General features: G+C 69.2%; 21 protein-coding genes. 9 read left to right on the forward strand and 12 right to left on the reverse strand.

Annotated features, from left to right (window positions below):
- Window positions 1-408: 408 nt before the first annotated feature.
- Window positions 409-939, forward strand: coding sequence for a hypothetical protein (locus WME97_RS35060; RefSeq protein WP_437544115.1), 531 nt, complete (start codon window positions 409-411; stop codon window positions 937-939).
- Between the two features lie 65 nt (window positions 940-1004).
- On the opposite strand, the gene WME97_RS35065 is transcribed toward WME97_RS35060, so the two are convergent.
- From WME97_RS35065 to WME97_RS35085, 5 genes are all read right to left on the reverse strand, one after another.
- The gene (locus WME97_RS35065; protein WP_437544117.1) at window positions 1005-2072 is read right to left on the reverse strand and encodes a hypothetical protein; all 1068 of its coding nucleotides are present in this window, start codon (window positions 2070-2072) and stop codon (window positions 1005-1007) included.
- A 203-nt stretch (window positions 2073-2275) separates the two neighbouring features.
- Entirely contained in the window at window positions 2276-3706 is a 1431-nt protein-coding gene (locus tag WME97_RS35070) for a M56 family metallopeptidase (protein WP_437544119.1), read from the reverse strand.
- Window positions 3703-4077, reverse strand: coding sequence for a BlaI/MecI/CopY family transcriptional regulator (locus WME97_RS35075; RefSeq protein ID WP_437544121.1), 375 nt, complete (start codon window positions 4075-4077; stop codon window positions 3703-3705). The genes WME97_RS35070 and WME97_RS35075 overlap by 4 nt, the downstream gene beginning before the upstream one ends.
- Window positions 4078-4182: 105 nt before the next feature.
- Window positions 4183-4578 carry a GFA family protein gene (locus WME97_RS35080; protein WP_437544122.1) on the reverse strand — a complete coding sequence of 132 codons (396 nt, stop codon included), beginning with the start codon at window positions 4576-4578 and terminating at the stop codon, window positions 4183-4185.
- Window positions 4579-4674: 96 nt separating this feature from the next.
- Entirely contained in the window at window positions 4675-5583 is a 909-nt protein-coding gene (locus WME97_RS35085) for a pirin family protein (protein WP_437544124.1), read from the reverse strand.
- A 1210-nt stretch (window positions 5584-6793) separates the two neighbouring features.
- Between WME97_RS35085 and WME97_RS35090 the strand changes: the two genes are divergently transcribed.
- Both WME97_RS35090 and WME97_RS35095 read left to right on the forward strand, forming a co-directional pair.
- Window positions 6794-7549: a hypothetical protein gene (locus WME97_RS35090; protein ID WP_437544126.1), complete on the forward strand. Its 756-nt coding sequence runs from the start codon at window positions 6794-6796 to the stop codon at window positions 7547-7549.
- The gene (locus tag WME97_RS35095; protein WP_437544128.1) at window positions 7546-8268 is read left to right on the forward strand and encodes a hypothetical protein; all 723 of its coding nucleotides are present in this window, start codon (window positions 7546-7548) and stop codon (window positions 8266-8268) included. Before WME97_RS35090 ends, WME97_RS35095 begins: the two co-directional genes overlap by 4 nt.
- 136 nt (window positions 8269-8404) lie before the next feature.
- Here WME97_RS35095 and WME97_RS35100 read toward each other — a convergent pair whose 3' ends face one another.
- Window positions 8405-8818: an NAD(P)-binding domain-containing protein gene (locus WME97_RS35100; protein ID WP_437544130.1), complete on the reverse strand. Its 414-nt coding sequence runs from the start codon at window positions 8816-8818 to the stop codon at window positions 8405-8407.
- Between the two features lie 355 nt (window positions 8819-9173).
- On the opposite strand from WME97_RS35100, the gene WME97_RS35105 reads away from it, so the two are divergent.
- Together WME97_RS35105 and WME97_RS35110 are read left to right on the forward strand one after the other, a co-directional pair.
- Complete coding sequence (locus WME97_RS35105; RefSeq protein WP_437544131.1) at window positions 9174-10208, forward strand: RNA polymerase subunit sigma-70; 1035 nt, start codon at window positions 9174-9176, stop codon at window positions 10206-10208.
- A gap of 122 nt (window positions 10209-10330) precedes the next feature.
- Window positions 10331-10957 carry a glutathione S-transferase family protein gene (locus WME97_RS35110; RefSeq protein ID WP_437544133.1) on the forward strand — a complete coding sequence of 209 codons (627 nt, stop codon included), beginning with the start codon at window positions 10331-10333 and terminating at the stop codon, window positions 10955-10957.
- Between the two features lie 190 nt (window positions 10958-11147).
- Here the strand turns inward: WME97_RS35110 and WME97_RS35115 are convergent, their stop codons facing one another.
- Together WME97_RS35115 and WME97_RS35120 are read right to left on the reverse strand one after the other, a co-directional pair.
- Entirely contained in the window at window positions 11148-12482 is a 1335-nt protein-coding gene (locus WME97_RS35115) for a hypothetical protein (RefSeq protein WP_437544135.1), read from the reverse strand.
- 737 nt (window positions 12483-13219) lie between these two features.
- Window positions 13220-14053, reverse strand: coding sequence for a helix-turn-helix domain-containing protein (locus WME97_RS35120; protein WP_437544137.1), 834 nt, complete (start codon window positions 14051-14053; stop codon window positions 13220-13222).
- A gap of 120 nt (window positions 14054-14173) precedes the next feature.
- On the opposite strand from WME97_RS35120, the gene WME97_RS35125 reads away from it, so the two are divergent.
- Both WME97_RS35125 and WME97_RS35130 read left to right on the forward strand, forming a co-directional pair.
- Window positions 14174-14902, forward strand: a complete 729-nt coding sequence (locus WME97_RS35125; RefSeq protein WP_437544139.1) for an SDR family oxidoreductase — start codon at window positions 14174-14176, stop codon at window positions 14900-14902.
- Window positions 14903-14934: 32 nt separating this feature from the next.
- Window positions 14935-15615 carry a dienelactone hydrolase family protein gene (locus WME97_RS35130; RefSeq protein ID WP_437544141.1) on the forward strand — a complete coding sequence of 227 codons (681 nt, stop codon included), beginning with the start codon at window positions 14935-14937 and terminating at the stop codon, window positions 15613-15615.
- Between the two features lie 93 nt (window positions 15616-15708).
- On the opposite strand, the gene WME97_RS35135 is transcribed toward WME97_RS35130, so the two are convergent.
- Window positions 15709-16017: a DUF6968 family protein gene (locus tag WME97_RS35135; protein WP_437544143.1), complete on the reverse strand. Its 309-nt coding sequence runs from the start codon at window positions 16015-16017 to the stop codon at window positions 15709-15711.
- Window positions 16018-17012: 995 nt separating this feature from the next.
- On the opposite strand from WME97_RS35135, the gene WME97_RS35140 reads away from it, so the two are divergent.
- Together WME97_RS35140 and WME97_RS35145 are read left to right on the forward strand one after the other, a co-directional pair.
- A complete protein-coding gene (locus WME97_RS35140) occupies window positions 17013-18233 on the forward strand; it encodes a cytochrome P450 (RefSeq protein ID WP_437544144.1) in 1221 nt (406 codons plus the stop codon).
- 314 nt (window positions 18234-18547) lie between these two features.
- On the forward strand, window positions 18548-19471 hold the full coding sequence (locus WME97_RS35145) for a hypothetical protein (protein ID WP_437544146.1): 924 nt from the start codon (window positions 18548-18550) through the stop codon (window positions 19469-19471).
- 120 nt (window positions 19472-19591) lie between these two features.
- Here WME97_RS35145 and WME97_RS35150 read toward each other — a convergent pair whose 3' ends face one another.
- The 3 genes from WME97_RS35150 to WME97_RS35160 form a co-directional block, all read right to left on the reverse strand.
- Complete coding sequence (locus tag WME97_RS35150; protein WP_437544148.1) at window positions 19592-21691, reverse strand: ATP-binding protein; 2100 nt, start codon at window positions 21689-21691, stop codon at window positions 19592-19594.
- A gap of 144 nt (window positions 21692-21835) precedes the next feature.
- A complete protein-coding gene (locus WME97_RS35155; protein ID WP_437544150.1) occupies window positions 21836-22846 on the reverse strand; it encodes a cupin-like domain-containing protein in 1011 nt (336 codons plus the stop codon).
- A 49-nt stretch (window positions 22847-22895) separates the two neighbouring features.
- Window positions 22896-23477 carry a hypothetical protein gene (locus tag WME97_RS35160; protein ID WP_437544151.1) on the reverse strand — a complete coding sequence of 194 codons (582 nt, stop codon included), beginning with the start codon at window positions 23475-23477 and terminating at the stop codon, window positions 22896-22898.
- Window positions 23478-23484 lie beyond the last annotated feature (7 nt).

The following is a 23484-nucleotide window of genomic DNA, read 5'->3' on the forward strand; positions in this document are numbered from 1 at the left end:
CGCCAGGAGAGCCAGGATTTTCTCTCCCTTTCGTCCTTGCGCCGGATGGCTCCTATTCACGTCGTCCGATCCGCTTCGTCCGAGCGCCAGAGCGCCGTCCCCTGTGAGCGCGCCGCCGCCATGGCAGGGCGAGCGGCCCTGTACCCATCCTGCCCGCGCCGGCGAGCGCGCGCGCACACACACAGAAGGACAGGCGGTCAGGGTGGATTGGATGGGATCTCGCCAGAGCGCGCGGTCGTGAAGGAGGGAAGCCTGGAAGACCCATGAGCGCTTGGTTTTCAATCGTCGCGCCGCGGGCGGCGACGGAGCCCCGCGCGGCCCCGTCGTGCACAACGCGGCCCCGGGTACGTCGGTTGCTCCGAGCCCGTCCGCGGCCGGAGCCGGCCGCTCGTACAAGGGAGAGAACGAATGAATCGACTGATTCGACTCGGAGCACTCTCGGCCTTCCTGTCGCTCGTCCTCTGGGGCGGCAAGGATGTGGCGGCCGCTCCGATCCCCGCCGCGCTGAGCAGCAAGCAGCTCAAGGACCTGACGACCGCGGACGAAGACACGACGTGTCAATCGCTCATGCCGAACCTCGTGCTCACCAGGCAGGATAGCTGCGAGTTCGTCGGGCTCCTGTGGTCCACGGTCGGGCAGGTGTGCACCGCCGTGAGGGACAAGTGCCTGGCCGAGGGCCAGCAGCCGCCGGCGCGAGCGGACGAGACGGCCACGCCGAGCTGTCTGCCGCCGGCCGATACGCGCGTCGGCTGCACCGCGACGGTGGCCGAGTACGAGGCGTGCATGCTGGCGAACGCCGAGAAGGTCCGGGCGCTCAGCTGCGATTCCGCGGCGAGCGCGCTCGAGGCCCCCGTCGCGGCGTGTGACCTCATCGCGCAGAAATGCCCCGATCTCGGCAACACCGACGACGGCCAGGGCCAGGGCGAAGACCAGCCCTGACGCCACCGCAAGGCGCGCCCCGCAGGCCCCCGTCTGCCTCGGGCCGGCCGCGAGGCGCGCCGCGGCTACAGCGCTGCGCTCCCGATCTGCTGGATCGTCGCCTCCACCCGCAGCCGCTCTCGCTGCTCCGGTGACGACTGGATGAGCTCGTTCAGCTTGCTGTGGATGACATAGAGCTTTCCGTCCCGGAGCACGCCGGTCGTCGGATAGACGTCGCCGAGCCGCTCTACCGCGCGCAACCTCGCGGTGCTCCAGCCGTCCTCGCTCGACAGCGAGAACGCGGCGTTCGACGCGACGCCGGCGGCCTGGTTCGCGACGACCACGAGATCTTTTCTCCCCACCAGGGTCAACCCGTCTCCGCCCACGAACCGCTCGGCGACGTCGACCCTGGAGAACCGCGAGGGGTTCGCGAGGGGCACCTTGAACAAGGTGCCATCGCTCTTCTTGACGACCAGCAAATAGCCATCGGGATGGACGACCACCCCGTTGAGGTTGATCCCCTCGCCGGTGAATTGCTCGTCCCGCAGGAAGACGGCCGCGTTCCCCTGCGGATCGACCTTGTAGATGGTCGGCGCGAAGCTGTCGGTCACGTAGGCGTTGCCTGCCGAGTCCAGCGCGATGCCGTTCACGAGGTGAGCGCCTGGGGACAGCGGCGCGAGATCCACGTAGTGGATGGCCTTGCCCGTGGCGAGATCGTAGACGCCCACGGCGGCCAGGTTCTTCGGCCCCGCGGCAGATGGCTTGACGCTCGCGCCGAGATCGGAGCTCACCGCCCAGAGCCTCCCCCGCTCGGCGTCCACGGCGATGCCGAGCACCGAGCAGAGGCGTGGGTCGTCGACGACACGGGAGACGCCGCCATCGCCGTCCACCGCGTAGATCGCGCCCTCCCTGAACGAGCTCACAAGGAATTTGCCTCGGCTGCCGTCGTATTCGATCGTCTCCGGATACAGCGCTGGCCTGTGGACGGTGATGGGCTGTCCCGTTCGCTCCAGGGTGACGACCTCCGCGCGCGCGCAGCCGGCGGATGTCAGCCCGATCGCCGCAACCGCGCACAGAGCCCGGGCGGTCAAGCCCGCACGCGCCGCGCGCGCAGCCGTACGCCGCGCGCTCGGCGTCCTGTTCATGATCGACATGTCAGCTCCTGTTCTGCTGAGGCATCGCCTCAGTTTCTTCGGAAAATTCACAGGGAGACGGGGAGACGGGGAGACGAGAGGGAAATAGTCAAATACTCCCTGTCTCCCCGCCTCCCTGTTCAATTTCCCCGCTGAAAGCGGCGGCAAAATGAGGGGGATAGCTCGGCCTGTTCTGGACAGGTCCGTGCGATGTGCAGAGCGCGCTATCGAGGCGCGCTGCCGGACGCCCGCGGGCGCCTCTCCCACGTCGTCGATTCGTCGATGAATCGCTCTTCGATCCAGGCCTTCGCGGCGCGCGCGTGCCTCAGCTCCTGGCGCAGCTCGAGCACCCGCACGGCAGCCTGGGTGTCCTCGCGCTGCGCGTCGGGGAGGAGCAGCGCTTCCTCGAGCCGCGCCTCGATCTCCTGCTCGCGGCGCGCGAGCTCGGCCATCTGCTCGCTCCCGGCGGCTGCGTCGGGCGGCGATGCCGTCACATCGAGGGCAGCGCCGCGATCCCGCGGGAGCGCGCTGCCCGCGCCTGCCACGAGCAGCGGCGGCCGCGCGCGCGCCACCTGGACGCTCAGGCCAGCAGCCGCGATGCCGGCCGCGGCGAGGCTGGCGATGGCCCGCCGCCGGCCCAGAGGGCTCGACGTGGCTCGCGCCCGGCTCCTCGCATCGAGGAGGCGCCTGACGCGCGGAAGGAGCGCGCCCGCCGAGCGCGCCATGGCCGGGACCAGCGCGCGCCGCGGGGCGAGCGACGCGCCCGACGCGACCTGGACCAGCGCGCGCGCCAGACCGAGGGGATCCCCCGTGAGCTCGACAGCGCGATCGTCGCAGGCGAGCTCCGCTGTCTGGCGAAAGCGGGACGACGCCCAGTGGATGAGAGGATGCACCCACAGGACCGACTGCACGAGGCCTGCGGCCGGAAACCACAGCCCGTCGCGGCGCTCGATGTGCGCCAGCTCGTGCGCGAACACGGCGTCGACCTCTGCGTCGGTGAGGGCGGCGAGCCTCGCCAGCGGAACGCAGATCTCGGAGGCTCCGATGACGAGCGGACTGCCGATGCCGGCGCTCTCCGTCAGCGCGACCCGGCGCAGCCCGATCCGGGCGCGCAGCCGCTCCAGCCGCTGGAGCAACCGCGCGTCCTGCACCGCCGTGCGCCCGCGGAGGCCACACCACAGCAGCAGCGCCGACGAGGCGAACCGCAGCAGCCCCAGCGCGGCCGCTCCGGCCGTGCACGCGGCGAGCAGGTTCCACCCCGGGCTTCCCCCCGCGCGCCGCGCCGGTGATCCGGCGCCGGCGCTCTCCCTGGTCGAGCCGCCGGCCGCCGGCTCGGCATCGAGGACCGCCGGCGCGGGGGCGCCCTCGAGCGACAGGACGGCGATCTCTCCAGGAGATGCCGTGTCCCCGGGCGCGCGCTCGAAGCCCCATGACATCACCGCCGCGAGCAGCAGTGTCGCGAGCGGACCGAAGAGCGCCATCTTCCAGAGCAGGTGCCGCGTGGAGGACGAGAGGGATCTCCGTCGAGCCAGGAGCGCCGCCGCCCCGGTCCACACCGCGGCGTGGACCGAACAGGTGAGCAGCAGCGCCAGCCAGAGGGCCGCCATGGCGGGCCAGGCGCCCGGCCCCGCGAGCAGGTGGAGCGCCAGGATCACGCTCCTTTCTCCTTGATCAGCCGCTGCATCTCCTCGAGCTCTTCAGGGCTGAGCTGCTCCGACTCCAGGAGCTGCGCGGTGAGGGCCGAGGCCCTGCCGCCGAAGAACGAGCGCAGCACGCGGTGGAGCACGCCCCTGGCCGCCTCCTTCTGATCGACCGACGCGCGGTACACGAACTGCCTGCCAGACCGCTTGCGCTCCACCCACCCCTGCTGGCTGAGCCGCTGCAGCAAGGTCGCCACCGTCGTCGGAGCGAGCTCCCGCCCGTCCTCCGCCATCGCCGAGACGACGTCCCCGACGGAGCCTTCCCCGACGGTCCAGAGGGCCTTCATCACCGCGAGCTGCAGATCGGTCAGCGCTTCGGTTCCCACGACGACAAGTGTCGTTCATGGGCGGCCGTCCGTCAACTACAAATGTAGTCGCGTGGGTTCCGGGGCGGCGGCCGGCGGGATCCCGGGCCCGGGTCGGGCCGCGTGCTACGCCGGCAGCTCCTCGAACTGGGGGAAGGCGTCGGTGATCTGATGCCAGGGCGCCTTCGAGCCGACGTAGATGTGGTGATCGGGCCCCTTCGCCGGCGCGCCGTCGAGCGTGCCGAGCTGCACGTGCGCGAACCGCTGCTCGCGGATGACGTCGTACACGGGCGAGAAGCATTGCTGGCAGACGCAGCGGTACCCGTCCTCGGACTCGCCGACCCGGAGCAGGTGCTCCCGCCCCGCGGTGACGCGGAGCCTGTCGATCTCGATCCCGCCGATGGCGGCGCAGGCGGCGCCGGTGCGCCTCCGGCACCTCGAGCAATGGCAGTAGAAGGCGTAGCCGAACGCGTCGTCGACCTCGAAGCGCACGGCACCGCAGTAACAAGCTCCGTTCAACATGGCCCGTCTATCTCCCTTGAACGCGGCGCCTGAGAGCGCCGCTCCGGCTCCCTCGAACGCGGCGCCTGGGAGCGCCGCTCCGGCCCTCGCGCCCCCTCACCCATCGGGGAACGGGATGAACTCGATGTCGTCGCCCGGCACCTTGGGAAAGAGCCCTGCCTTCCAGTCCTGCTTCGCGCGCTCGATGCGCTCCGGCGAGCTCGAGACGAAGTTCCACAGGATGTGGCGGTCGCCTTCGAGCGCGGCGCCGCCGAGGAGCATCACGCGGCTCTGCGACAGCGCGCGGAGCTCCGGCTGCGCTCCGGCGCGGAACACGAGCATCGTCCCCTCGCCGAAGCGCTGGCCCTCGCAGCCGACCGACCCGTCGATCACGTAGGCCGCGCGCGCCGCGTGCTCCTCGGGCAGCGGGAGCGTCGCGCCCGGGTCGAGCTCCGCGTGGACGTAGAGCGTCGGCGACAGGACGCCGACCGGCGAGCGCGCGCCGTAGGCCTCCCCCGCGATCACGCGCAGCACGGCGCCTTCCCGGGTGACGACGGGGATCGTCGCCGCCGGGTGGTGCTCGAAGCGGGGCGCGTCCTCCTCGTGCTCCAGCGGCAGCGCGAGCCAGCACTGGACGCCGTGGAGGTGCGTCTCGTGCGCCAGGTCGCCGCGCTCAGAGTGGACGATGCCGCGCCCGGCGACCATCCAGTTGACGTCGCCCGGCCGGATCGGCTGCGTGGAGCCGAGGCTGTCGCGGTGGAGGATCTCCCCCTCGAACAGGTACGTCAGCGTCGCGAGCCCGATGTGCGGGTGCGGGCGCACCGAGATGCCCTGTCCCACGGCGAAGCGCGCAGGGCCCATGTGGTCGAAGAAGACGAACGGACCGACGAGCCGCCGGCGGACCGACGGCAGAACGCGCCGCACGGAGAAGCCGCCCAGATCGCGGGCGCGCGCGTCGATGACGAGCTCGATCGCGTTCGCGGGCGAGTCCACGCAGGCGGGTTCATGGTCGGCGTAACGGCTCATCGGGGGCTCCTTCGCGGCGCTGGGCGGGGTGCGCGGGGCGTCGCCTCGGTCCGGGGATCGCTACCCTACCCCAGGAGGAGCTCCGGATGTGTAGCGGCTCGTCGCCCAGGTTTTTGTGTGGCTGCGTGTGAGATGGTGCCAAGCCGCCCGGGGGCCTGCTGTGAGCGCGGAACCAGGGAAGTTCTTGGGCGCCCTCGGGCCTTCGACTTTTCGGCGGGCGCAACGTCTACGCCGCCGAGGCGAACGCGGCCCAGATCGGCCTAGGTGCCAGGAGTGAACGGTGAACGCCGGCGATGACGTGGCCGCGATCTTCACCGACCCGACGCGCGACGCGATGATCACCGACAGGCGCGCCGTCAACCGCGGCGGCGGCCCGCCCAGGGCGTCGCGGCGGGTCGCGCCCGCTCGTGGCGCTGGCACGCGGGCGACGTCGTGCAGCCCAGGGCGCACCGCCGTCCGAGCGCTCTCACGGTCACCTGGACAGACCGCCAGTGACAGCAGCCTGACGAACACTGGCACCGCAGGCAGCTGCGCAGTGGCCCACGCTGTGGACGGTATGACTCATGTCCATTGGGATACCCTCCTCCAGGTTGCATTTGACGCCCAATCCTGCCATCAGAAGAATTGGTTGCATCGCCAGGTTCTCCGGGCGGTACCAAAGGGGGAAGTAACCGATGAGAACGGAATGCCGACGGGTCGCATCGGCGGCGATGTTCGCTCTCGTGCTCGGTGTTGCTTCGACGCAGGTAGAGGCATCGGAGCTGAGCGCCGGTGTAAGCCTCGGCTGGATCCAGGCTGGCACTGCGCCGCGCTTCGCGGTAGGCCCGCATGCTGGGATATCGTGGCACCTCAAAAAGAACCTCCTGCTGAAGGTTCATGATCTGTGCAGCGTTGTGCCTCCAATCCAGATAGGCGGGCCCGGCGTTTACAATCACACCTCCGTTGTCCTTGGATATAGCTGGAGGGATGGCGAGATTGGCGTGGGCCCATCGGTTGCGCTCTACTTCATGCCAGCGTGCGGAAGCACCTTGTGTGGGCGGGTTGCCGGGATGGCGGTAGGCGGACATGCGCAAGCCAGCGCGTACATTGCGGGGCCGCTGGGCATATCGGCGAGCGCCAATCTGGATTGGATCGACGGAAGAAGTCTTGTTCTACCAGGCTACGCATCCGTCGTTGTCGTTGCCGGCCCCGTGATGCGATGGAGTTCCAGATGAGCTCAAGGACGAGCCTGTTTTTCATCGTAACTATCGCGATCTGGGTGTTGGCGGCGTGTAACTGGACGGTGGGAGACTGCTACCCTCGCGAGGAATGGACCTCGGGCGCAGGTGCGGGGCCAGGTTCGGAGCCCGTTCCGGTCTTCAGCTCCAGCGCATCCGGTGACTTCGGAAATGCGCCATCGGGAGAACGGCAAGGCGCCGGCGAGCAAAAGATCCAGTGCAACAAAGCGGATAGCCCAGACGAAGAGGAAGAAGAGCGCTCGGAAGACAGCTCGGAGAGTCCGACAAATGGCACATGCTCAGGCCCCGGTGACACCGCCGGAGACGGCCAGACTTACGTATTCTGTAGCGACACCTGCAGTTCGAAGTGTCCGCCGGCCGGAGTGAACGGCTTCTCGCCAACCATCTTCCGTTTCGTTACGACGATCCCCGACGACGGAACAGGCGAATCGGGAGGCTGGCAAAAAGCTACCGTTCGTCTGAAGGTCAAGCGGTGGGTTGAGATTTATCCGGAGTTCTGGGAATGTCCACAGATGACGTTCGGGATGCCACTGCGAAACAGAGCTCAGGGGCAGATTCCAGCGGACGAGGCTGCGCGCATCAGTGCCGACGTGGCGACCAGAGCTTCGCGTAAGATAATGAGGGCAAACCCCACCATTCCGCGAGGAATCTACTGTACCATGTTAAAGGACGAGATGGACATCAGCCTCCGCAAGCGCGTGGCTGGGTCCAGAGTCACACAGCCATGACGCACGGGGTCGAGGAGTTGTTCGACGTCGTATATCGCTACTACCCTCGGCGAGTTCCGTACGAGGATCTTGGTCGCGTACAAACAGAAGAGGATCGACGGCTGGTGGACGCCCGTCGCCGAGCCGGCGCCGATTGCGAACGGTGGCTTGGCATGTTGCGGCGCCTGCGTGAGCAGTTCCCCGAGAACGAGGTCGACAATCTCTCAGCTCATCTCCCGATGGGAAGTCACGACGGCTGTTATTCCGGCTCTCTCTATCTTCCGAAGGCCACCGAAGAACACCGACATGCAATCGAATTGAGGGTGAGCTTCCTGGCCCCTTATTACATCGTCTACGGCTCGCGCCTCGTTGATGATCTCGAGGGGATCGAGAGGAAAAAATCGCTCCGCGCGACGCCACCTCGTGCCGTCACGATCTTCGTCCATGATACCGCCTACATCCTGCCCGCCTGGGTTGGCAAGCTGATCAAGCTGGTCAAGCCCAAGCTTGCTGAGCCACCTTCGATGGAAGATAAACCCACGAGGCAGGTCATCTCCTTTGAGCTATCGCCCGATGAGCAGCCGTACGCTGCAGGGATCGCCCAAGAGATCGAAGCGACATGGGGATACGAGCGCATGCCGCCGGAGGTCGGCAACGTGGTCGTGCCGGACGTGGCGACCAATCTACGACGTTTGGGAGAGGCCAGGCTATACGATTGCCTTTTTTCAGACGCATGGTAAGCCGGTGATGCTCTCAACCTCGACACTCACCGACATCCCAAGCGATCTGGCAGAGCATGAAGCGCAGCGGACCGGGCTCGAACCGTCCAGAGCGGGCCGAGCTCGCCGACGGGACCTTCGGCCTTCGCGCCCGGTTCTATCGAGCCGGATAGCGGTGTGCGTCGAACGCGGTCTGCGAGCCGCTGTAGAGGATCGCCGAACCCGGGCCGCCGATCATCTCGGGGACGGCCATGATCCCGCCGTCGAGGTAGTCGATGCCATGGGACGCCGACCACGCCGCCAGCTCACGAGCCTGGTTCGGCGTGCTGGTTGTGAGGTTCACGAGGGTACGCCCGCGCAGGCTCCCTGCGGTCGGGCCGAGCACCTTGAGGACCGAGGCGTGGTCGAACAGGCAGGCGACGATGAGGGGGCTGGCGGAGACGGCGGCCTCGGCGGAGCCCGCTGCGGTAGCGCCGCGAGCGACGAGCGGCCGTGCCTTGGCGGGCGAGCGGTTCCAGACGGTGGTGGGGTGCCCGGCGTCGATCAGCGCGGCCGGCCTCAGACGCTTCACCCGCTGGGCGCCTGGGGAACCGAGCGGGTGAAGCGCCTCGAGGCCGGCCAGCGATGATCCCGCCGGGATCTGGGCAAGAGGGCTCGGAGATCGCCGCCGACTTCCCGGAAGCCACCTCGGTGATCGTCAATCACGCGCCTATTCGAGGATTTCACCAGCATTAGGTCGACCCGAGCGCGTCGCAAGAAACCCCTTGACTTCGCAGATCCGTTTGGACCCGCTATACGCCGAAGGTGACGTCGCGTACGCAGTACGGCCGGCTCTCGATGCCCCGGCGCCCGCGCAGAGTCCGCGCAGCGCCTCGGCGCTCGCCCCCGGCGTTGGCGCCCGCCGCGGTTATCGTTATAGACGGCGCATGAGCGACCACGAACCCGCGCCGGCGCCACTCGGGGCCAAGGCGCCCGCCGCCGAGCCCGCCGGCGACCGCGAGGCTTTCGAGCGACTGGCCGCCGAGCTCGGCCCGCAGCTGCGCCTGCATTGCTATCGCATGCTGGGCTCGCTGCACGACGCCGAAGACGCGCTGCAAGAGGGGTTCATTCGGGCGTGGCGGGCGTTCGACGGCTTCGAGGAGCGCGGCACGCGCAAGGCGTGGCTCTACAAGATCGTGACCAACGTCTGTCTCGACCTGGCCGCCCGGCGCAAGCCGCGGGCGCTCTTGCCCGAGGGGATAGGGCCTTCCGACCGGACCGCGCCGCTTTCGCCGCCCTCGCCCGAGCCCTGGTGGCTCGAGCCCTGCCCCGAAGCCTGGTCGGCCGAAGAGGCGGTCGGGCCCGAGGCGCGCCTGAGCCGGCGCGAGGGCGTGGCGCTCGCGTTTCTGGCGGCCATTCAGCTCTTGCCGCCGCGGCAGCGCGCGGTGCTGCTCGTGCGCGACGTGCTCGGCTGGTCGGCCGAAGAGACGGCGTCGCTGCTCGAGGTGACGACCTCGGCGGTCAACAGCTTGCTCTCGCGCGCCCGGGCGACGCTCGAGACCGAGGCCCCGCTCGCGCGCGAGGCGCCCTGGCAGCCGCCCGACGGCGAGGCGGCCGAGCTGCTCGCGCGCTACGTGCAAGCGTGGGAGGCCAACGATCTGACGCTGCTCGCGGCCGTGCTGCGCGACGACGCCTTCTTGACCATGCCGCCCGTGCCAACCTGGTACGCGGGGCGCGAGGCCATCGTGAGCTTCGCCGCGCACAAGCCTTGCGGCGGAGCAGGCCGGCTGCGCCTTCTGCCCGTGCGTGCCAACGGGGCGCCGGCCTTCGTGGCCTACCGGCGCGACGACGACGGCGCCTTCCGCCCCATCGGGCTGCATGTGCCGTCGCTCTCGCCCGGGGGGGTGGCGGCCATCTACGTCTTCTTGTTGCCGGCGGGCGAGCTCGAGCGCTACGGCGCGCCGGCGCTGCTGCCCGGCTGAGGGCGGGCAGGGCCGCGTCGAAAAAAAAAACGAGGGCGACCGAACAGTTTTCGCCGCCGACCCGGTCTCAAGGGGAACGTGCCTCGAAGCATGGGGCACCCACCTCGACAGGAGCACCGACGATGAAACTGTACGAATTTCCGCCGACCCGATCAATTCGTGCCCGCTGGACGCTGCAGGAGCTGGGGGTCGACTTCGAAGCCATCGAAGTCAACCTCATCGCGGGCGATCATAACCGCCCCGAATTTCGCAAGATCAACCCCGCCGGCAAGGTGCCCGTGCTCGTCGACGGAGACTTCGTCGTCACCGAGTCGGTGGCGATCGCGCTCTATCTCGCGGAGAAGTACCCGCAAAAGCGCCTTCTGCCCACCGATCTACGGCAGCGGGCCGAGGTCGACCGCTGGCTTCTGTTCACCGTGACTGAACTCGAGCAGCCGCTCTGGCGCATCGCCAGGCACACGTCGATCTATCCCGAGGCGCTGCGCCTGCCTGCCGACGTCGACCTCGCCGGCCGAGAGTTCAAAGACATGGCCGCGGTGCTCGAGGGGCACATGCAGGGCCGCCAATTCGTTGTGGGCGACGGCGTCACCGTCGCCGACCTCGTGCTCGCCTACACGCTCGACTGGGGAAACGAGGCCAAGCTGCTGGGCGATTGCCCCAAACTTATCTCTTACATGGAGCGAATGTACGCCCGCCCCAACGCAGCGCCGCGTATCGCACAGGCCAGGGCGAGCCTCGCGGCCAGGTAGGTCGCCTTCGCCGCCCGCGCCACCCGGGCTCCGAGCCCGCTCGGCCTCACGCACCCAACGTAAACAGACCCTGGTGTCGTCGCCGTCTCCCCGCATTCGCACGAGCGGGAGCTGGCCACGGTCGTGCATACCCTCGACAGCGCTGCGCTCGTCGCGCGCGCCCGGGCCCACCTCGATCGATGCGGCGCCGTCACCCATCACGAGCCTGGGGTGCCGGCGCTCCGAGCAGCCGCCCGATCGCCTCGTGCGCCACGCGGGCCCCTTCGCCATCGCCGGCAGCGATGGCCAGCCGGAGCCCCTCCCCGAGGTAGGCGAGGATCTTGGTTCGCGGCGCTCGTGTCGCCGTCAGCGCGCCCTCGTCCGACCAATCTGCGGCCGGTCCGCACGCGCCTATTGAATGGCCAGTAGCGGGCCCTGAATGGCCGGCTGCCGCAGGCAACAGTGCCGAACCGTCGTCTGCCCGCTCAAATTCCCGGCATTTCTCTCGCTTCGCACGGTTCGCCCGGCCCAGAGCGCCTTTTGAATCCAGAGCAAAGCCAGCAAGGTGCGCGCCTCGACTTCCCCGTGGGCGAGGGCACCCGCTCCCGCCGTCGTTGTGGGTCAGCGGCTCCGCAGCGAACAGCTGCCCGTCCTCCGGTGGCGCACACCTGGCGCCGGTGTCCCCTGCGCGGGAGCACGGCGACCCAGGCATCCGCGTTCCCGGCGGAGTGGAGACTGGGCGTCCGGATGCGGCGGGCCACTGTCGGCGCGAGCTTGCTCGCCTCTTCGGTGCTGGCGCCAAGCCGAGCAGCCTACCAATCGCCTCGTGAATGACCCGGGCCGCCGCCTCATCACCGAGCGCGACGGCGCGGGTGAGCGTCTCGGCGAGCGAGGCGACCAGGGGGGCCGAGCGGAGGGACTGGTAGGCGCGAGCTCGTCGAACCCGATGCCCGGCGGCTGGGCCCGGGTTGGGTCTATGCCCTCCGAATGGGTGCGATCCGTCGTCACGCCCCCTCGAAATACCGGCGGATCCCACGGTTCGAGACGGTTCGCCACCGCATATTCGTCCTTGGGCGACATCCTGGCTGCATCCGTCTGGTTGCGCTTGCGAGACCGTGCCCGACAGGTGGACCTCGACCGTACCGCTCCCCGTGTTGCTGGTCTTGACGAAGGCGAGGTCGAAGGTGCCATCCTGATCGTAATTGACGAGCTGCCAGGCACCGTCGGCCTCGGGCCTGAAGGAGGTCGGGGTCGAGAGGACACGGGTCTGGTAGCCCGACGCCCCGGACGCGACGAACACCTCGACTCTGCCGGTGGCCGTGTTGCTGGTCTTGATGAACGTCAGGTCGGGGATGCCATCGTGATCGTAGTCGACCAGCTGCCAGACGCCGTCGGTCTCGGGGCTGAAGGTCGTTCCCTTGTGGATCGGCACCGGTGCGTGGTTATCCACCGTGTCGCGAATCCACGTCGCTGCGACCGCTGAGAAGCCTTCGACGCGGTGTGCCGGCCAGTCGCCGTCGCTGTGGCCCGTGACCACGGCGGTCACGCTGCCCTGCGGGAAGGCGGCGTTCGTGCAAATGAGCGGGCCTCCGGAATCGCCCTTGTCGTGGATCGCGGTGCCGCATCACCGCGCCGCCCGCGCACACGGCCGCGAGGGCGATCCTGAGGTGGGCGCGAGTGCGTGTTGTCGGCGGCGAGGTGACGCCACCGCGCTGGATGGCCAGGTCGAGCGCGGCGAGGAGCTTGCTGCGAAACAGAGCACCCATGACCTCGACGGGAAACAGGGAGGATAGGCATGTTGGGAACGTGGCGTCCGCAACCTCGTCCCCGCAGATCCTCGCAGGTGCCGACCGCACTGGTCCCACCGGTGACGGGACTGTCGCGGTGGACATGGATCCGCTCTCGCTCCTGTGCCGCCTCGCGGCCAGCGTCCCGCCGCCGCGCTTTCACACTGTCAAGTACGCTGGCGTGCTCGCCTCGGCAAGTCGCCCACGTTGGCGCGCAAGCGCATCGGACCGCGCCCTGCGAAGCCAGAAGAGCCCACGAAGGCGGACGATGACGCCGCTCCGAAACGCAAGCGTGGCGGCTATCGAGCGGTCGACAAACCGCGCCGAGCTCTTGCGCCGCACATTTGCTATCGATGTCCTCGAGTGCCCAGCTTGCAAGGGGCGGATGAAGCTCGGCGCCTCGCGCGGCCGCCGTCGCTTCCGGGAAACTGGCGATCACCGACTTCGGCATCTCCGTCCGCCACCTCGACAGGCTCCTCGGTGGCCTGCCGAAGAGTCAGCGGGCGGCTCGGGCGTAGGCCCCCGGCGTCACCCCGGCGATGCGCTTGAAATGCCGGTGGAGCTGGCTCTGGTCGTAGAGCCCCACGCGCGCAGCGACCTCCGCCTGAGGGACTCCCCGGGCGAGCAGCGCCCCTGCGAGGCCGACGCGCCGGTAGGTCACGTACGCGTGCGGGGGAAGCCCGACCTCCTCGCGGAAGGCACGACAGAGGCGGAACTTGTCGAGTCGCGCGTGGGCGGCGAGCTCGTCGAGCGCGATCGATTCGGTGAACCGCGCATCGAGGAGCTCGCGCGCGCGCGTCACCGCGCGAGCCCACGCGCTGCGCGGACGGGGCCGATCTCGGCGCATGGTGGTGAGCTCGCACAGGGCGGCGAGCGCCTCGGACGACATACCCGCGAGCTCGAGAGGCGTCGCGTCGCCGCGAAGCAGCGAGCGATGCAACGCCGCCAGCGGTGCAGCGCGCGGGTCGTGCGCGCAGAGCGCGTTCTCCGTCGGGGGCGACGCGGGAGAGTCCAGCGTCGCGCGCGCCTCGTCGACCATGCGCGCGTCGAAGATCACGACTTGAAACCGCCGCTGGCCTTGGCGGGCGTGCTCTGCGAAGACCTCTCCGGGGACCTTCACGTCGATCGTGCCCGGGCCGCTCGACCAGCGCGCGCCTCGAAGCGACCACTCGGAGCGGCCACTGAAGTGGAGCGCGGTGGCGTAGCGGTCCGTCACGCAGGTGAACAGGGGCCCGTCGCTCCGGAACTGCCCGACGGTGAGGCCGGGGAGCGCAGCCGGGCGTGAGAATGCGATCCGGCTCCGCCCGCGCTGCGCCGCCGAGAGGTCCATGCCGAGGACGATACCGCGCGGCCCTTCTCGGCGCTACGGCGTTCTCGGGCTGCTCCCCAAGGACGCGCGTCAGCCAAGATCGCCCAATCTCCTCTGGGCGCTCGGTCGTAGATGGAGGGCATGAACGTCCAGCGAACAGCGCTCGTCACGGGCGCGAACAAGGGGATCGGCCTCGAGACCGCCCACCAGCTCGGCCGCGCTGGCATGACGGTGCTCGTCGGAGCACGCGACGAGGAGCGCGGCGCGCGAGCCGCTGCGGCGCTGCGCCGAGAAGGCATCGACGCGCGCTTCATCGCGCTCGACGTGACGGACGCCGCGAGCGTCGCCGAAGCGGCTTGCACGATCGAGCGCGACCTCGGGCGGCTGGATGTCCTCGTGAACAACGCTGGCATCCTCCTCGGCCGCTCCACGCCGAGCGCGACGCGGCTCGACGAGGTGCGCCACGTGTTCGAGGTCAACGTCTTCGCTGCCATCGCCGTGACGAATGCGATGCTCCCGCTGCTCCGACGAGCGTCGCCCGCGGCGCGCATCGTCATGGTGTCGAGCGGGCTCGGCGGGCTCACGAACCACGGCGACCCAGCGTGGGAGTACGCGTCGTTCAACGCCATCGCTTACCCCGCCTCCAAGGCGGCGCTCAACATGGTGACCGTGCAGTATGCGAAGGAGCTCGCCCCGACGGGCATCAAGGTCAACGCCGCGGACCCCGGTTACACCGCGACCGACCTGAATGGCCACCGCGGCACGCAGACCGTCGAGGAAGGCGCCCGCGCGTCCGTGAGGCTCGCGCTCCTCGACGACGCCGGCCCGACCGGCGGGTTCTTCGACGCGCGCGGCCCCGTGCCCTGGTGAAGAAGAGTGAGTGACGAAAGGAGCAGGACCACATGACGACGATGGTGACGTTTTCGTTGGGGAACGCGGGGCAGATGAAGGGCGCCCTCTCCGAGCCGCCTGGCTCGGGCAAGGTCGGGGGGCTCGTCGTGGTCCACGAGTGGCACGGCCTCAACGAGGTGATGCGAGCGCACTGCCAGCAGTTCGCGCAGGCGGGCTTCCTCGCGCTCGCCCCCGACCTCTATCACGGCAAGCTCGCCGAGAACGACGAGGAGGCGGCGAAGCTGATCGGCGCCTTCGACTTCCAGAAGGCCGTAGGTGAGCTCGGCCACGCGGTCGGCTACCTGCGCTCGCATCCCCGGTGCAACGGGAGGGTCGCGGTCGCGGGCTTCTGCCTGGGTGGCGCGCTCACCCTCGCTGCGGCACGTTACGTGCGGCCGGCCCTGGAGGCGGCGGTCCCGTTCTACGGTCTTCCGCGGATCGCACCGGAGGAGTTCGCCGAGGTGAAGACGCCCATCTGCGGGCACTACGCCAAGGTGGACGACTGGGCGAACCCCTCCGTAGCCGAAGCGATCCAGAGGGCGGCGCGCTCCGGTGGAGGCGCGATGGATCTCTACGTCTACGACGCCGGCCACGCGTTCATGCGCTCGACCGATTCGTCCAAGTTCGAGCCGAAGAGCGCCGCGCTCGCGTGGCAGCGCACGGTCGAGTTCCTCCACACGCACATTGGCTGACGCGTCAGGCGGTGCCGGGCCAGGGCTGCGCCGGGTCGGAGCGGCCGGCGTCGGGAAGAGCCGGCTACGCGTTCGCGCGTCAGCGCGCCGGCGTCACGGCCCGGTGAGTTTGATCGCTGGGAACCCGAGCCACTCCGCATCGAGCCACGAGAGCCGGCCCACACCCTCGTATTTGACGAGCATCGACGGGATCAAATGGAGCGCGCTGTGCAGCGCCTGGAAAGCATCGATGCCGACTCCGTGGGTCTTATGAGCGTCCCCCGCTCCAGCGACTTCCACATCAGCTTCCCAGCACATAGCGTGTGGCCTGTACTCGGGCGACCACAGTCGCACTCGGATGCTTTCGTTCGTCCCGTTCGGAAACGTCAGCTCGAGGGTACGCTCCGCAATCACGTCCGGCATACCCCACCAGCTAGCGCCCTCCTCTGCGATGTCAAGCGCCCTGGCTCAACAGGAGCTCAGGCACCTCCTCTGCCCGTTTTGTCGTGCCTGCTCGCAGATGCTCTTCAGGAGCAGGGGCGCGCGCTCTTCACAGTAAAGCTCCCATCGCGTCGAAAGCGCGAGGCATGCAGTCGGGCAACTGGACCGGCACTTCGCGTAGCCTGCGGCTCGCCCTTCGCTGCTCTCCGCAAGGCAGAGTTGTGTCTCATACCGCGTCAAGAATATATCCATCGCTGATCCACACATGAGCCTCCAGACGTCAGCTCGCTCGTCTACCGCGTCTTCGCACCTTCCCCGCGCCGCGAGCGATTCGTCAGCCTCCAGGATTTCATCGTCCAACGGCTTCCGAGTCACGCGCTTGGCCGACCGCGCACGAAGGAATGAAGAAGCAGATGAGAGCTATTGTGATGGTAGCGGTGATTGTTCGCATGCCTCGCCTATTGCGATCGGTGTGCCGGGCTCATGTGTGCCTCCCTGAGGCGCACCGCATCTCTTCCGAACTAGAAACCAAAGGTTTTAGGACATGAACAGGTCACGTCGGGAACCGCCCTCTTGGGTCTCACCATGGCTCCCATCAGCCTCTTTCCACGTCGACCTCCTTCCTCTTTTTACTCCTCAGCGTAGACAACGACGTCCGATGTCCGGGAGGGAACTGTAAGCCGAGCCGGAGCAGCACCGCGGCCGAGGCGTCGAGAGGTGCGTCGGCGAGCTCGGGTCCGTCGCTGGCATCGAGGCGTGCGCCGGGTCCGTCGCCGGCGGGCGGTACATCGCGGCGCGGCTCGGTCGCCTCGGGCCAGCGCCTGGCAGGGCGCGCCACGCGGAGCCTCGCGCGCCCACCTCGGCCGCCGCCGCGCGGCGATCGACCCGCGGGCAGGCCGCTTCACGGCGGCGCGGCGATACCCTAGCCTGGCCGTGGATCTCCGCCGCGCCACGAGCGCCACAAGGAAAGAAGGACCATGGCCGTCACCTCTGGCTTCGACCTCACAAGCGAGCGCTTCTTCGCCGATCCCTTCCCCACGCTCGATCGGCTCCGCACCGAGGCGCCGGTCTACTTCTTCGAGCCGCTCCAGTGCTTCCTCATCATCGCTCCTGCCGATATCGAGGGGCTCGTGAAGGACCCGAGCTTCACCGCGCGGCGGGCGACGGCGATCCTCGGCAGCCTCGGCATGCTCGGCGAGGACGAGCTCTCGAGAAAGACGTTCGACTCCTTGTCGCGGCTCGCCTTCTTTCAGGACCCGCCGCGCCACACGAAGCTCCGACAGCTCATCATGAAAGGGTTCTCGCCGTCGGCCGTCGAGTGGATGCGGCCGCGGGTCGTGGGGCTCGTGCAGCGCGCCGCCGAGAAGGCCCGGCGCGACGGCGAGATGGATGTCGTCTCGGCGTTCTCCGAGGCGGTCGCGCTCAACACGCTCGCCGAGATGTTCGTGATACCCGAGGCCGATCGGCCGCAGTTCATGAGATGGTCGACGGACCTCCTGAAGCTCGCCGGCGGCGGGGTCACCTCCGACGAGCAGAAGCGGGCGGTGAAGCAGAGCTGCTGTGACATGGTCGACTACATGATGCGGCTCGTCGAGGAGCGCCGGAAGGCGCCGGGCGAAGACGTCGCGAGCAGGTTCATCGAGGCAGAAGGCGGAGACACCGAGCTCGCGGGCGAGGCGGCCCTGCAATGCTTCCAGATGGTCGCCGCGGGGTTCGTGACCTCCGTGAACCAGATCGCGAACACCGTGCTCGCGCTCCTCAACCACCCCGCCGAGCTCGCGAAGCTCCGGGAAGCGCCAGGCCTCGTCCGCGGCGCGGTCGAGGAGAGCCTGCGCTTCGAGCCGTCCGTGCTCTCCCTCAGCCGCATGTGCGCGAGGGACACGGAGATCCGGGGCACCAGGGTCGCCGAGGGGCAGTTCGTCTTCGCGATGATCGCCGCGGCGAACCGCGATCCCGGGCTGTTCTCCGAGCCGAACCGCTTCGATATCACCCGGCAGCAGAGCCGGCACCTGACCTTCGGGAGCGGCGCTCATTACTGCCCCGGAGCCCCGCTCATCCGGATGGAAGTGGAGGAGTCGGTGCGCGCCCTGCTCTCGCTGCCGCGCTGGGAGCTCGCCGAACCGACGTTGAGCTACGCCGGCTCGAACCTGCAGGACCGCGGGCCGAGCTCGCTGCGCGTTCGCTTCCCCGCAGCCTGAAGCGGGCGGACTCGGCCCATTGGCCGACGCGCCGCTGGCCGCTGACGCCCCGAGCGAGGCGCCCACCCGAGAAGAGACAGTCACCCAGCTCCTCGAGGACGTAGCCAGCGATCGGAAAGGCACGAGGGGCGCCGTGCGCCCCGATCGGCGCAAGCCGCTGATCACCGCAGGAATCCTGGCGACACGCTCGGCACCGGACACGGCGAGCAGAGCACCGATGGCGGGGACGATGCTGCCACCGCGCTCTTGCGGCGGGCGCTCCCGCTCGATATTCAAGCTGGACGATGTATCGTGCATCCGACGATGCGGCCCTCGTGCGAACGGCCGAGGCGCAGGTGCTCGAGAGCTACGCCGCGCTCGTGCAGGTCGTGGCGCGTGTCGCGGCCCTCAATGCGCGCCTCGTGGCAGGCGGGGTCGCTCCGATTCCGCTCGCCACGTACACGCCGCCGCCCGCCGCGGCGGGGGCGCCGGCCTCCGTGGAGCTCCTCCAGGGCCAGCGCGCGTACTACGCCGGAGAAGCAGCTCGCCTCGGCGAGGCCCTCCGCGCGATGGAATCGGCGCTTGCCCAGCGCGCTCGCCCTGTCGCGCCGCTCCGGCCGGGGCCGCGCGCCGTGCCTGCCGCGTACGTCTTCGCGGAGCTGTCCCGCGGGGCATGGTCCTTCTTCAAGATCGCCCTGTTTCCTCCCTTCACGATGCTGATCGCGCCGGTCCTGCTCGCCCCGTGGTTCGCTGGACCGCACGAGGGCGCCGCAGCGATGGCTGCGTTCCTCGTCGTACTCTGGGGCGTGTCGCTGGCGGGCGCGAGGAAGCGCTTGCGGCTCCTCGCGCGCGGCGAGGTCGGCGCCGTGCTCCAGAAGGGCGAAGCGTACTCGGGCGTGCGGCTCAGCAACTGGCCCATGCTCTGGACGAACGGCTGGGACATCGCGCTGCGCATGTACTCGGGCCTCGGCTCGGTGACGACGCTCACGGTGCAGACCCCGCGCGGACGCATCGCGCAAGTCACGGTGCGTACGGGGCCATCGTTCCACGGCGTCGTGCTCGTCGATCCCGAGACGGGCGACGGCCTGGCGAACTGCGACTTCGCCTCCGCCCCGCGGCCGGACGCGCGGGGCGAATGGGACCCAGCTCTCCCGGGGCGCGTCTGGGCGGCAAGCTGTTTCTCGGTCATCGCGTCGCTCGCGCTCGCCACCGCTGCGACCGTCGCCGCGCTCGCCTCTCTGGACCTCCGGGCCTTTTAGCTCGAAGACGGACCCACGACCAGGGCTGGCGCTCTGAAGAAGCCGGCGCGTATCAGGCAATGGATCCCCAATCCCGTCCTCGGCTGGCCCGGCGTCACGATTGGCTTGCGGACGTTTTGGCTAAGCGCGGGTGCCGACGGAGGACAGGACCCGCTCGAGCTCGATGGGATCGATCGGCTTCGTCATGTGCAGATCGAACCCCGCCTCCCGGGAGCGGCGGCGATCTTCCGCGTGGCCGTACCCGGTCTGAGCGATGAGGTAGGCCCGCGCCGTGGCGGGATCGGCGCGCAGCGCTCGCGCGAGGGCATATCCATCCATCCCCGGCAATCCGAGGTCGCAGAGCACCACGTCGGGCGCGAGCGTGCGCCCCATGGCGAGCCCGGCGGGGCCCGTGTACGCGACCTCGGCCTGATACCCGAGGAGGGCCAGCAATTGCTGGAGGATGTCCGCCGTGTCGCGGTTGTCCTCGACCACGAGCACCCGGAGCGACTCCTCCCGCGACGCGGTCGCAGGCCGGACGGGCTCCGGTCGTCGAGCGGAACGAGCTGGCGTGGAGGAGAGCGGCAATCGGACGCAGAAGGTCGATCCGAGCCCTGGGCCCTCGCTGTAAGCCTCGACGGATCCGCCATGCATTGCGATCAGGCTGTGCACCAGCGAGAGCCCGAGGCCGAGGCCGCCGCGCCGTCGATCGAGGCTGCTGTCGGCCTGACTGAAGGTCTCGAAGACGCGCGGGATCATCGATGGATCCATGCCGATCCCCGAATCCTCCGCCACGATCACCGCGGTGTTCGTCGCCGGATCCGTCTCCAGGGAGGCGACCACGCGGCCCCCCGCGTCCGTGAATTTGAGCGCATTGTGCAGGAGGTTGCCGATGACCTGCGCGAGGCGCGTGTGATCCCCGGAGGCCCAGACCGGCTCGTCCGGGAGGGAGACCAGAAGCTCGATGCCATTGCCCCGGAAGGTCGGCGCATAATCGTCCGTGACCTGACGGACGATCCGCGCGAGATCACAGGGCTCTCTTCGGAGCTCGATCTTGCCCCGGGCGATACGCGACACGTCGAGCAGATCGTCGATCATCCGGGCCATGTGCGCCACCTGGCGCTCGATCATGGCGCGCGTCCGGGCGGCCTCGGGCGCGTCGCCGCCGGTGATGTCGAGGACCTGAATGGCCGTGCGAATGGGCGCGAGCGGATTGCGCAGTTCGTGGGCGAGCATCACCAGGAACTCGTCCTTGCGGCGATCGGCCTCCCGGAGGGCCCGCTCGCTCTCGAGCAGCGCCTGCTCGGCCCGCTTTCGTTCGGTCACCTCCTGCACCACGACGTTGATGCCGAGCATCGTGCCCGCCTCGTCGCGCACGGGGTGGACGCTGACCAGCCAATGGTGGTCCCCCTCGGGCCGCGCGACCCGGAGCTCGCAATTCGTCACCTCCTGCCCCGTCTCGAGGACACGCTCGCAGAGGTCCTTGAAAGGCGTGGCCTCGGGGATGAACTCGCCGAGCGTGCGGCCGAGGTGCTCCGAGATGGGCCGACCGGTGATGCGCGCGAGCGTCTCGTTGACGCTCACGTACCGGAGATCCCGGTCGAGGAAGCAGAGGCCGACGGGGGCCGTCGAATACACGTTCTGCAGGAGCGCGACGTGGCGCTGCGCGGCCTCCTCGCTCGCCCGCAAGCTCCGGCAGAGGCGATTGCGTTCGAGGACGGCTGCCACCTGCACGCTCAGCGTCTGCATGAGCGAGAGCTCGTCGGCGTTCATGTGCGAGCGTTTGCTGGTGGCGAAGGCCAGGGTCCCGAGCAGCCGGTCATGCGAGATGAGCGGATATCCCGCATAGGCCTGCACTCCCGCCTTTTTCAGCTCCGACCCGCATTCCAGGCTGGAGCGCTGGAGATCGAAGGCGATGAGGGGCATCCGGGTCGCCGCCACGGTCCCGCACATGAACTGGCCGAACCTGATCGTCCGATATCGCCGCTCGTCCTCGGGCGAGATGCCCGCGGCCGACTCGAGGACGAGGGTATTCGGCTCGTCGCCGATCATGTAATTGAAGTAGAGCTCGACGCCGAGGTCGTTTGCCAGCTCCTCGAAGAGGGATCCGAGGAGAGCCGAAGGCTCGTCGCAGAGGACGAGCCGACTCGCGGCTTTTGCCAGGATCCTCAGGTGCGCGTGTCCGGCTCGCGCCTGCCCGGGCGTCTCGGCCGCAAGAGCGAATTTCGGGTTGGGCGGCACGTGTACCCATCGGGCGGCACCGAGGGCTTCCTCGAGCTACCCCCCTTGCCTTCACCGTGCAGTGTACTGCGCGGCAGGCACGGCGCCACGGCGACGCTCGCCGAGTTCGAGCGTCCGCATTTCGCAGAATTTTCGAGCGGCTCGCTAACCGATGTTGCTCGGCCGGTACCAGTCGAAGTTGTTGTGGAACGGAAAGCTGTTGATCCCCAGGCTGATGCTGGCGTCGAGCGCGCGGACATGGTGCCACCAGCCCACCGGGATGAAGAGCGCATCGCCCGGCTCGAGCACGACGTCCTTCACGAGCGCCGGGGCCATCGGGTCCTTCTCCGGGTCCCGATCGGCGTACATCGCGCGTGCGCCGTCGAACAGCGACGTCTCGAACGGCGCGATCATGCGGTAACGCTTCCTGCCGTACACCTGCGCGAACAGGATGTTGGACGTGTCGTAGTGCAGCGGCGTGACGGTCCCGGCAGGGCCGAGCCAGAGCGCCGAGGCGCCCAGCAGCCGCTGCGCGGCGCAGTACCCGTCCGGGAGCACCACGTCGTCCAGCAGCGCGCCGAGCCTCGTCCGCTCGAGGACGCGGTTGTTGGCGACCATGTAAAAGTCGTTCGTCTCCTCGCGCGCGGCGCCGGCGATGCGCGCGACGAAGTCGCGCAGCGGCGTGCTCTCGGTGTGCCGCGCCGCGTGCATGTCGTAGTCGGGATCGCTCTGGCGTCCTGTCGTGACGTCGACCACGACATCGCCGAAGCGCTCGGAGAGGTAGGCCGGGGTCCACCGGCCGAAGGCGGGCCAGCGGGTCACGACGTCGGTCAGGACGACCGGGATGTTGCCGGCGACATAGACGTCGCGGAGCTCCTCGCCGGACACGCCGGAGCGCCGCGGGATCCCCGTCGGGTCGCCGGCGACTGACGCCATTCTCTGCTGGAGCCGCGCCAGCATCTCGTGCCGCCGCGCCGACCTCGCGAAGGGCCGAGCGGCGACGAAGATGGGCGAACGGACGATGGCCGAGAGCAGCTCTCCGGCCTGCGCGCTGCTGACGCCGGCCGCCTGGAGCTGCTCCGAGATCTGGCCCTCGGGCACGCCGCGCAGCAGGTTCTCCGTGGCCCAGCGCCACCACTCGGGCGCAACTTCCAGCTCGCGTTCCTGTTCGCCCATCTTCGACCTCACGATGTTGGGGAGCGCAACGGTGCGACGATCGAACGCCTCACTTGCACGGCGGAGGAGGCGGCGGCATCGGCGGGATGATCTCCCCCTCTTCCCCGTCCGGAGGAGGCGGCGGCATCGGCGGGATGATCTCCCCCTCTTCCCCGTCCGGCGGCGGCGGCGGCATCGGCGGGATGATCTCCCCCTCTTCCCCGTCCGGCGGCGGCGGCGGCATCGGCGGGATGATCTCGCCGCCCTCGCAGTCCGGAGGCGGCGGCGGCGGCATCGGCGGGATGATCTCCCCCTCTTCCCCGTCCGGCGGCGGCGGCATCGGCGGGATGATCTCGCCGCCCTCGCAGTCCGGAGGCGGCGGCGGCGGCATCGGCGGGATGATCTCCCCCTCTTCCCCGTCCGGCGGCGGCGGCGGCATCGGCGGGATGATCCCCCCCTCTTCCCCGTCCGGCGGCGGCATCGGCGGGACAATCTCGCCGCCCTCGCAGTCCGGCGGCGGCATCGGCGGGATGATCTCGTCGTCCGGGGGTGGCGGCGGCATCGGCGGGATGATCTCGCCTTGATCGTCCGGGTCCCGTCCCTCGTCGACGCCCGGAGGACCACAGGCGACCACGAAGACGGCAGCAGCCACTGCGGCC

The organism is Sorangium sp. So ce367 (assembly GCF_051520455.1).
GTDB classification, from domain to species: domain Bacteria; phylum Myxococcota_A; class Polyangia; order Polyangiales; family Polyangiaceae; genus Sorangium; species Sorangium cellulosum_B.

Excerpts from the sequence above, each read along its gene's own strand:
- WME97_RS35060 (WP_437544115.1), top strand. The coding sequence starts at position 409 with ATGAATCGACTGATTCGACTCGGAGCACTCTCGGCCTTCCTGTCGCTC.
- WME97_RS35065 (WP_437544117.1), bottom strand. The coding sequence starts at position 2,072 with ATGTCGATCATGAACAGGACGCCGAGCGCGCGGCGTACGGCTGCGCGC.
- WME97_RS35080 (WP_437544122.1), bottom strand. The coding sequence starts at position 4,578 with ATGTTGAACGGAGCTTGTTACTGCGGTGCCGTGCGCTTCGAGGTCGAC.
- WME97_RS35085 (WP_437544124.1), bottom strand. The coding sequence starts at position 5,583 with ATGAGCCGTTACGCCGACCATGAACCCGCCTGCGTGGACTCGCCCGCG.
- WME97_RS35090 (WP_437544126.1), top strand. The coding sequence starts at position 6,794 with ATGAGCTCAAGGACGAGCCTGTTTTTCATCGTAACTATCGCGATCTGG.
- WME97_RS35095 (WP_437544128.1), top strand. The coding sequence starts at position 7,546 with ATGACGCACGGGGTCGAGGAGTTGTTCGACGTCGTATATCGCTACTAC.
- WME97_RS35105 (WP_437544131.1), top strand. The coding sequence starts at position 9,174 with ATGAGCGACCACGAACCCGCGCCGGCGCCACTCGGGGCCAAGGCGCCC.
- WME97_RS35110 (WP_437544133.1), top strand. The coding sequence starts at position 10,331 with ATGAAACTGTACGAATTTCCGCCGACCCGATCAATTCGTGCCCGCTGG.
- WME97_RS35120 (WP_437544137.1), bottom strand. The coding sequence starts at position 14,053 with ATGGACCTCTCGGCGGCGCAGCGCGGGCGGAGCCGGATCGCATTCTCA.
- WME97_RS35125 (WP_437544139.1), top strand. The coding sequence starts at position 14,174 with ATGAACGTCCAGCGAACAGCGCTCGTCACGGGCGCGAACAAGGGGATC.
- WME97_RS35130 (WP_437544141.1), top strand. The coding sequence starts at position 14,935 with ATGACGACGATGGTGACGTTTTCGTTGGGGAACGCGGGGCAGATGAAG.
- WME97_RS35135 (WP_437544143.1), bottom strand. The coding sequence starts at position 16,017 with ATGCCGGACGTGATTGCGGAGCGTACCCTCGAGCTGACGTTTCCGAAC.
- WME97_RS35140 (WP_437544144.1), top strand. The coding sequence starts at position 17,013 with ATGGCCGTCACCTCTGGCTTCGACCTCACAAGCGAGCGCTTCTTCGCC.
- WME97_RS35155 (WP_437544150.1), bottom strand. The coding sequence starts at position 22,846 with ATGGGCGAACAGGAACGCGAGCTGGAAGTTGCGCCCGAGTGGTGGCGC.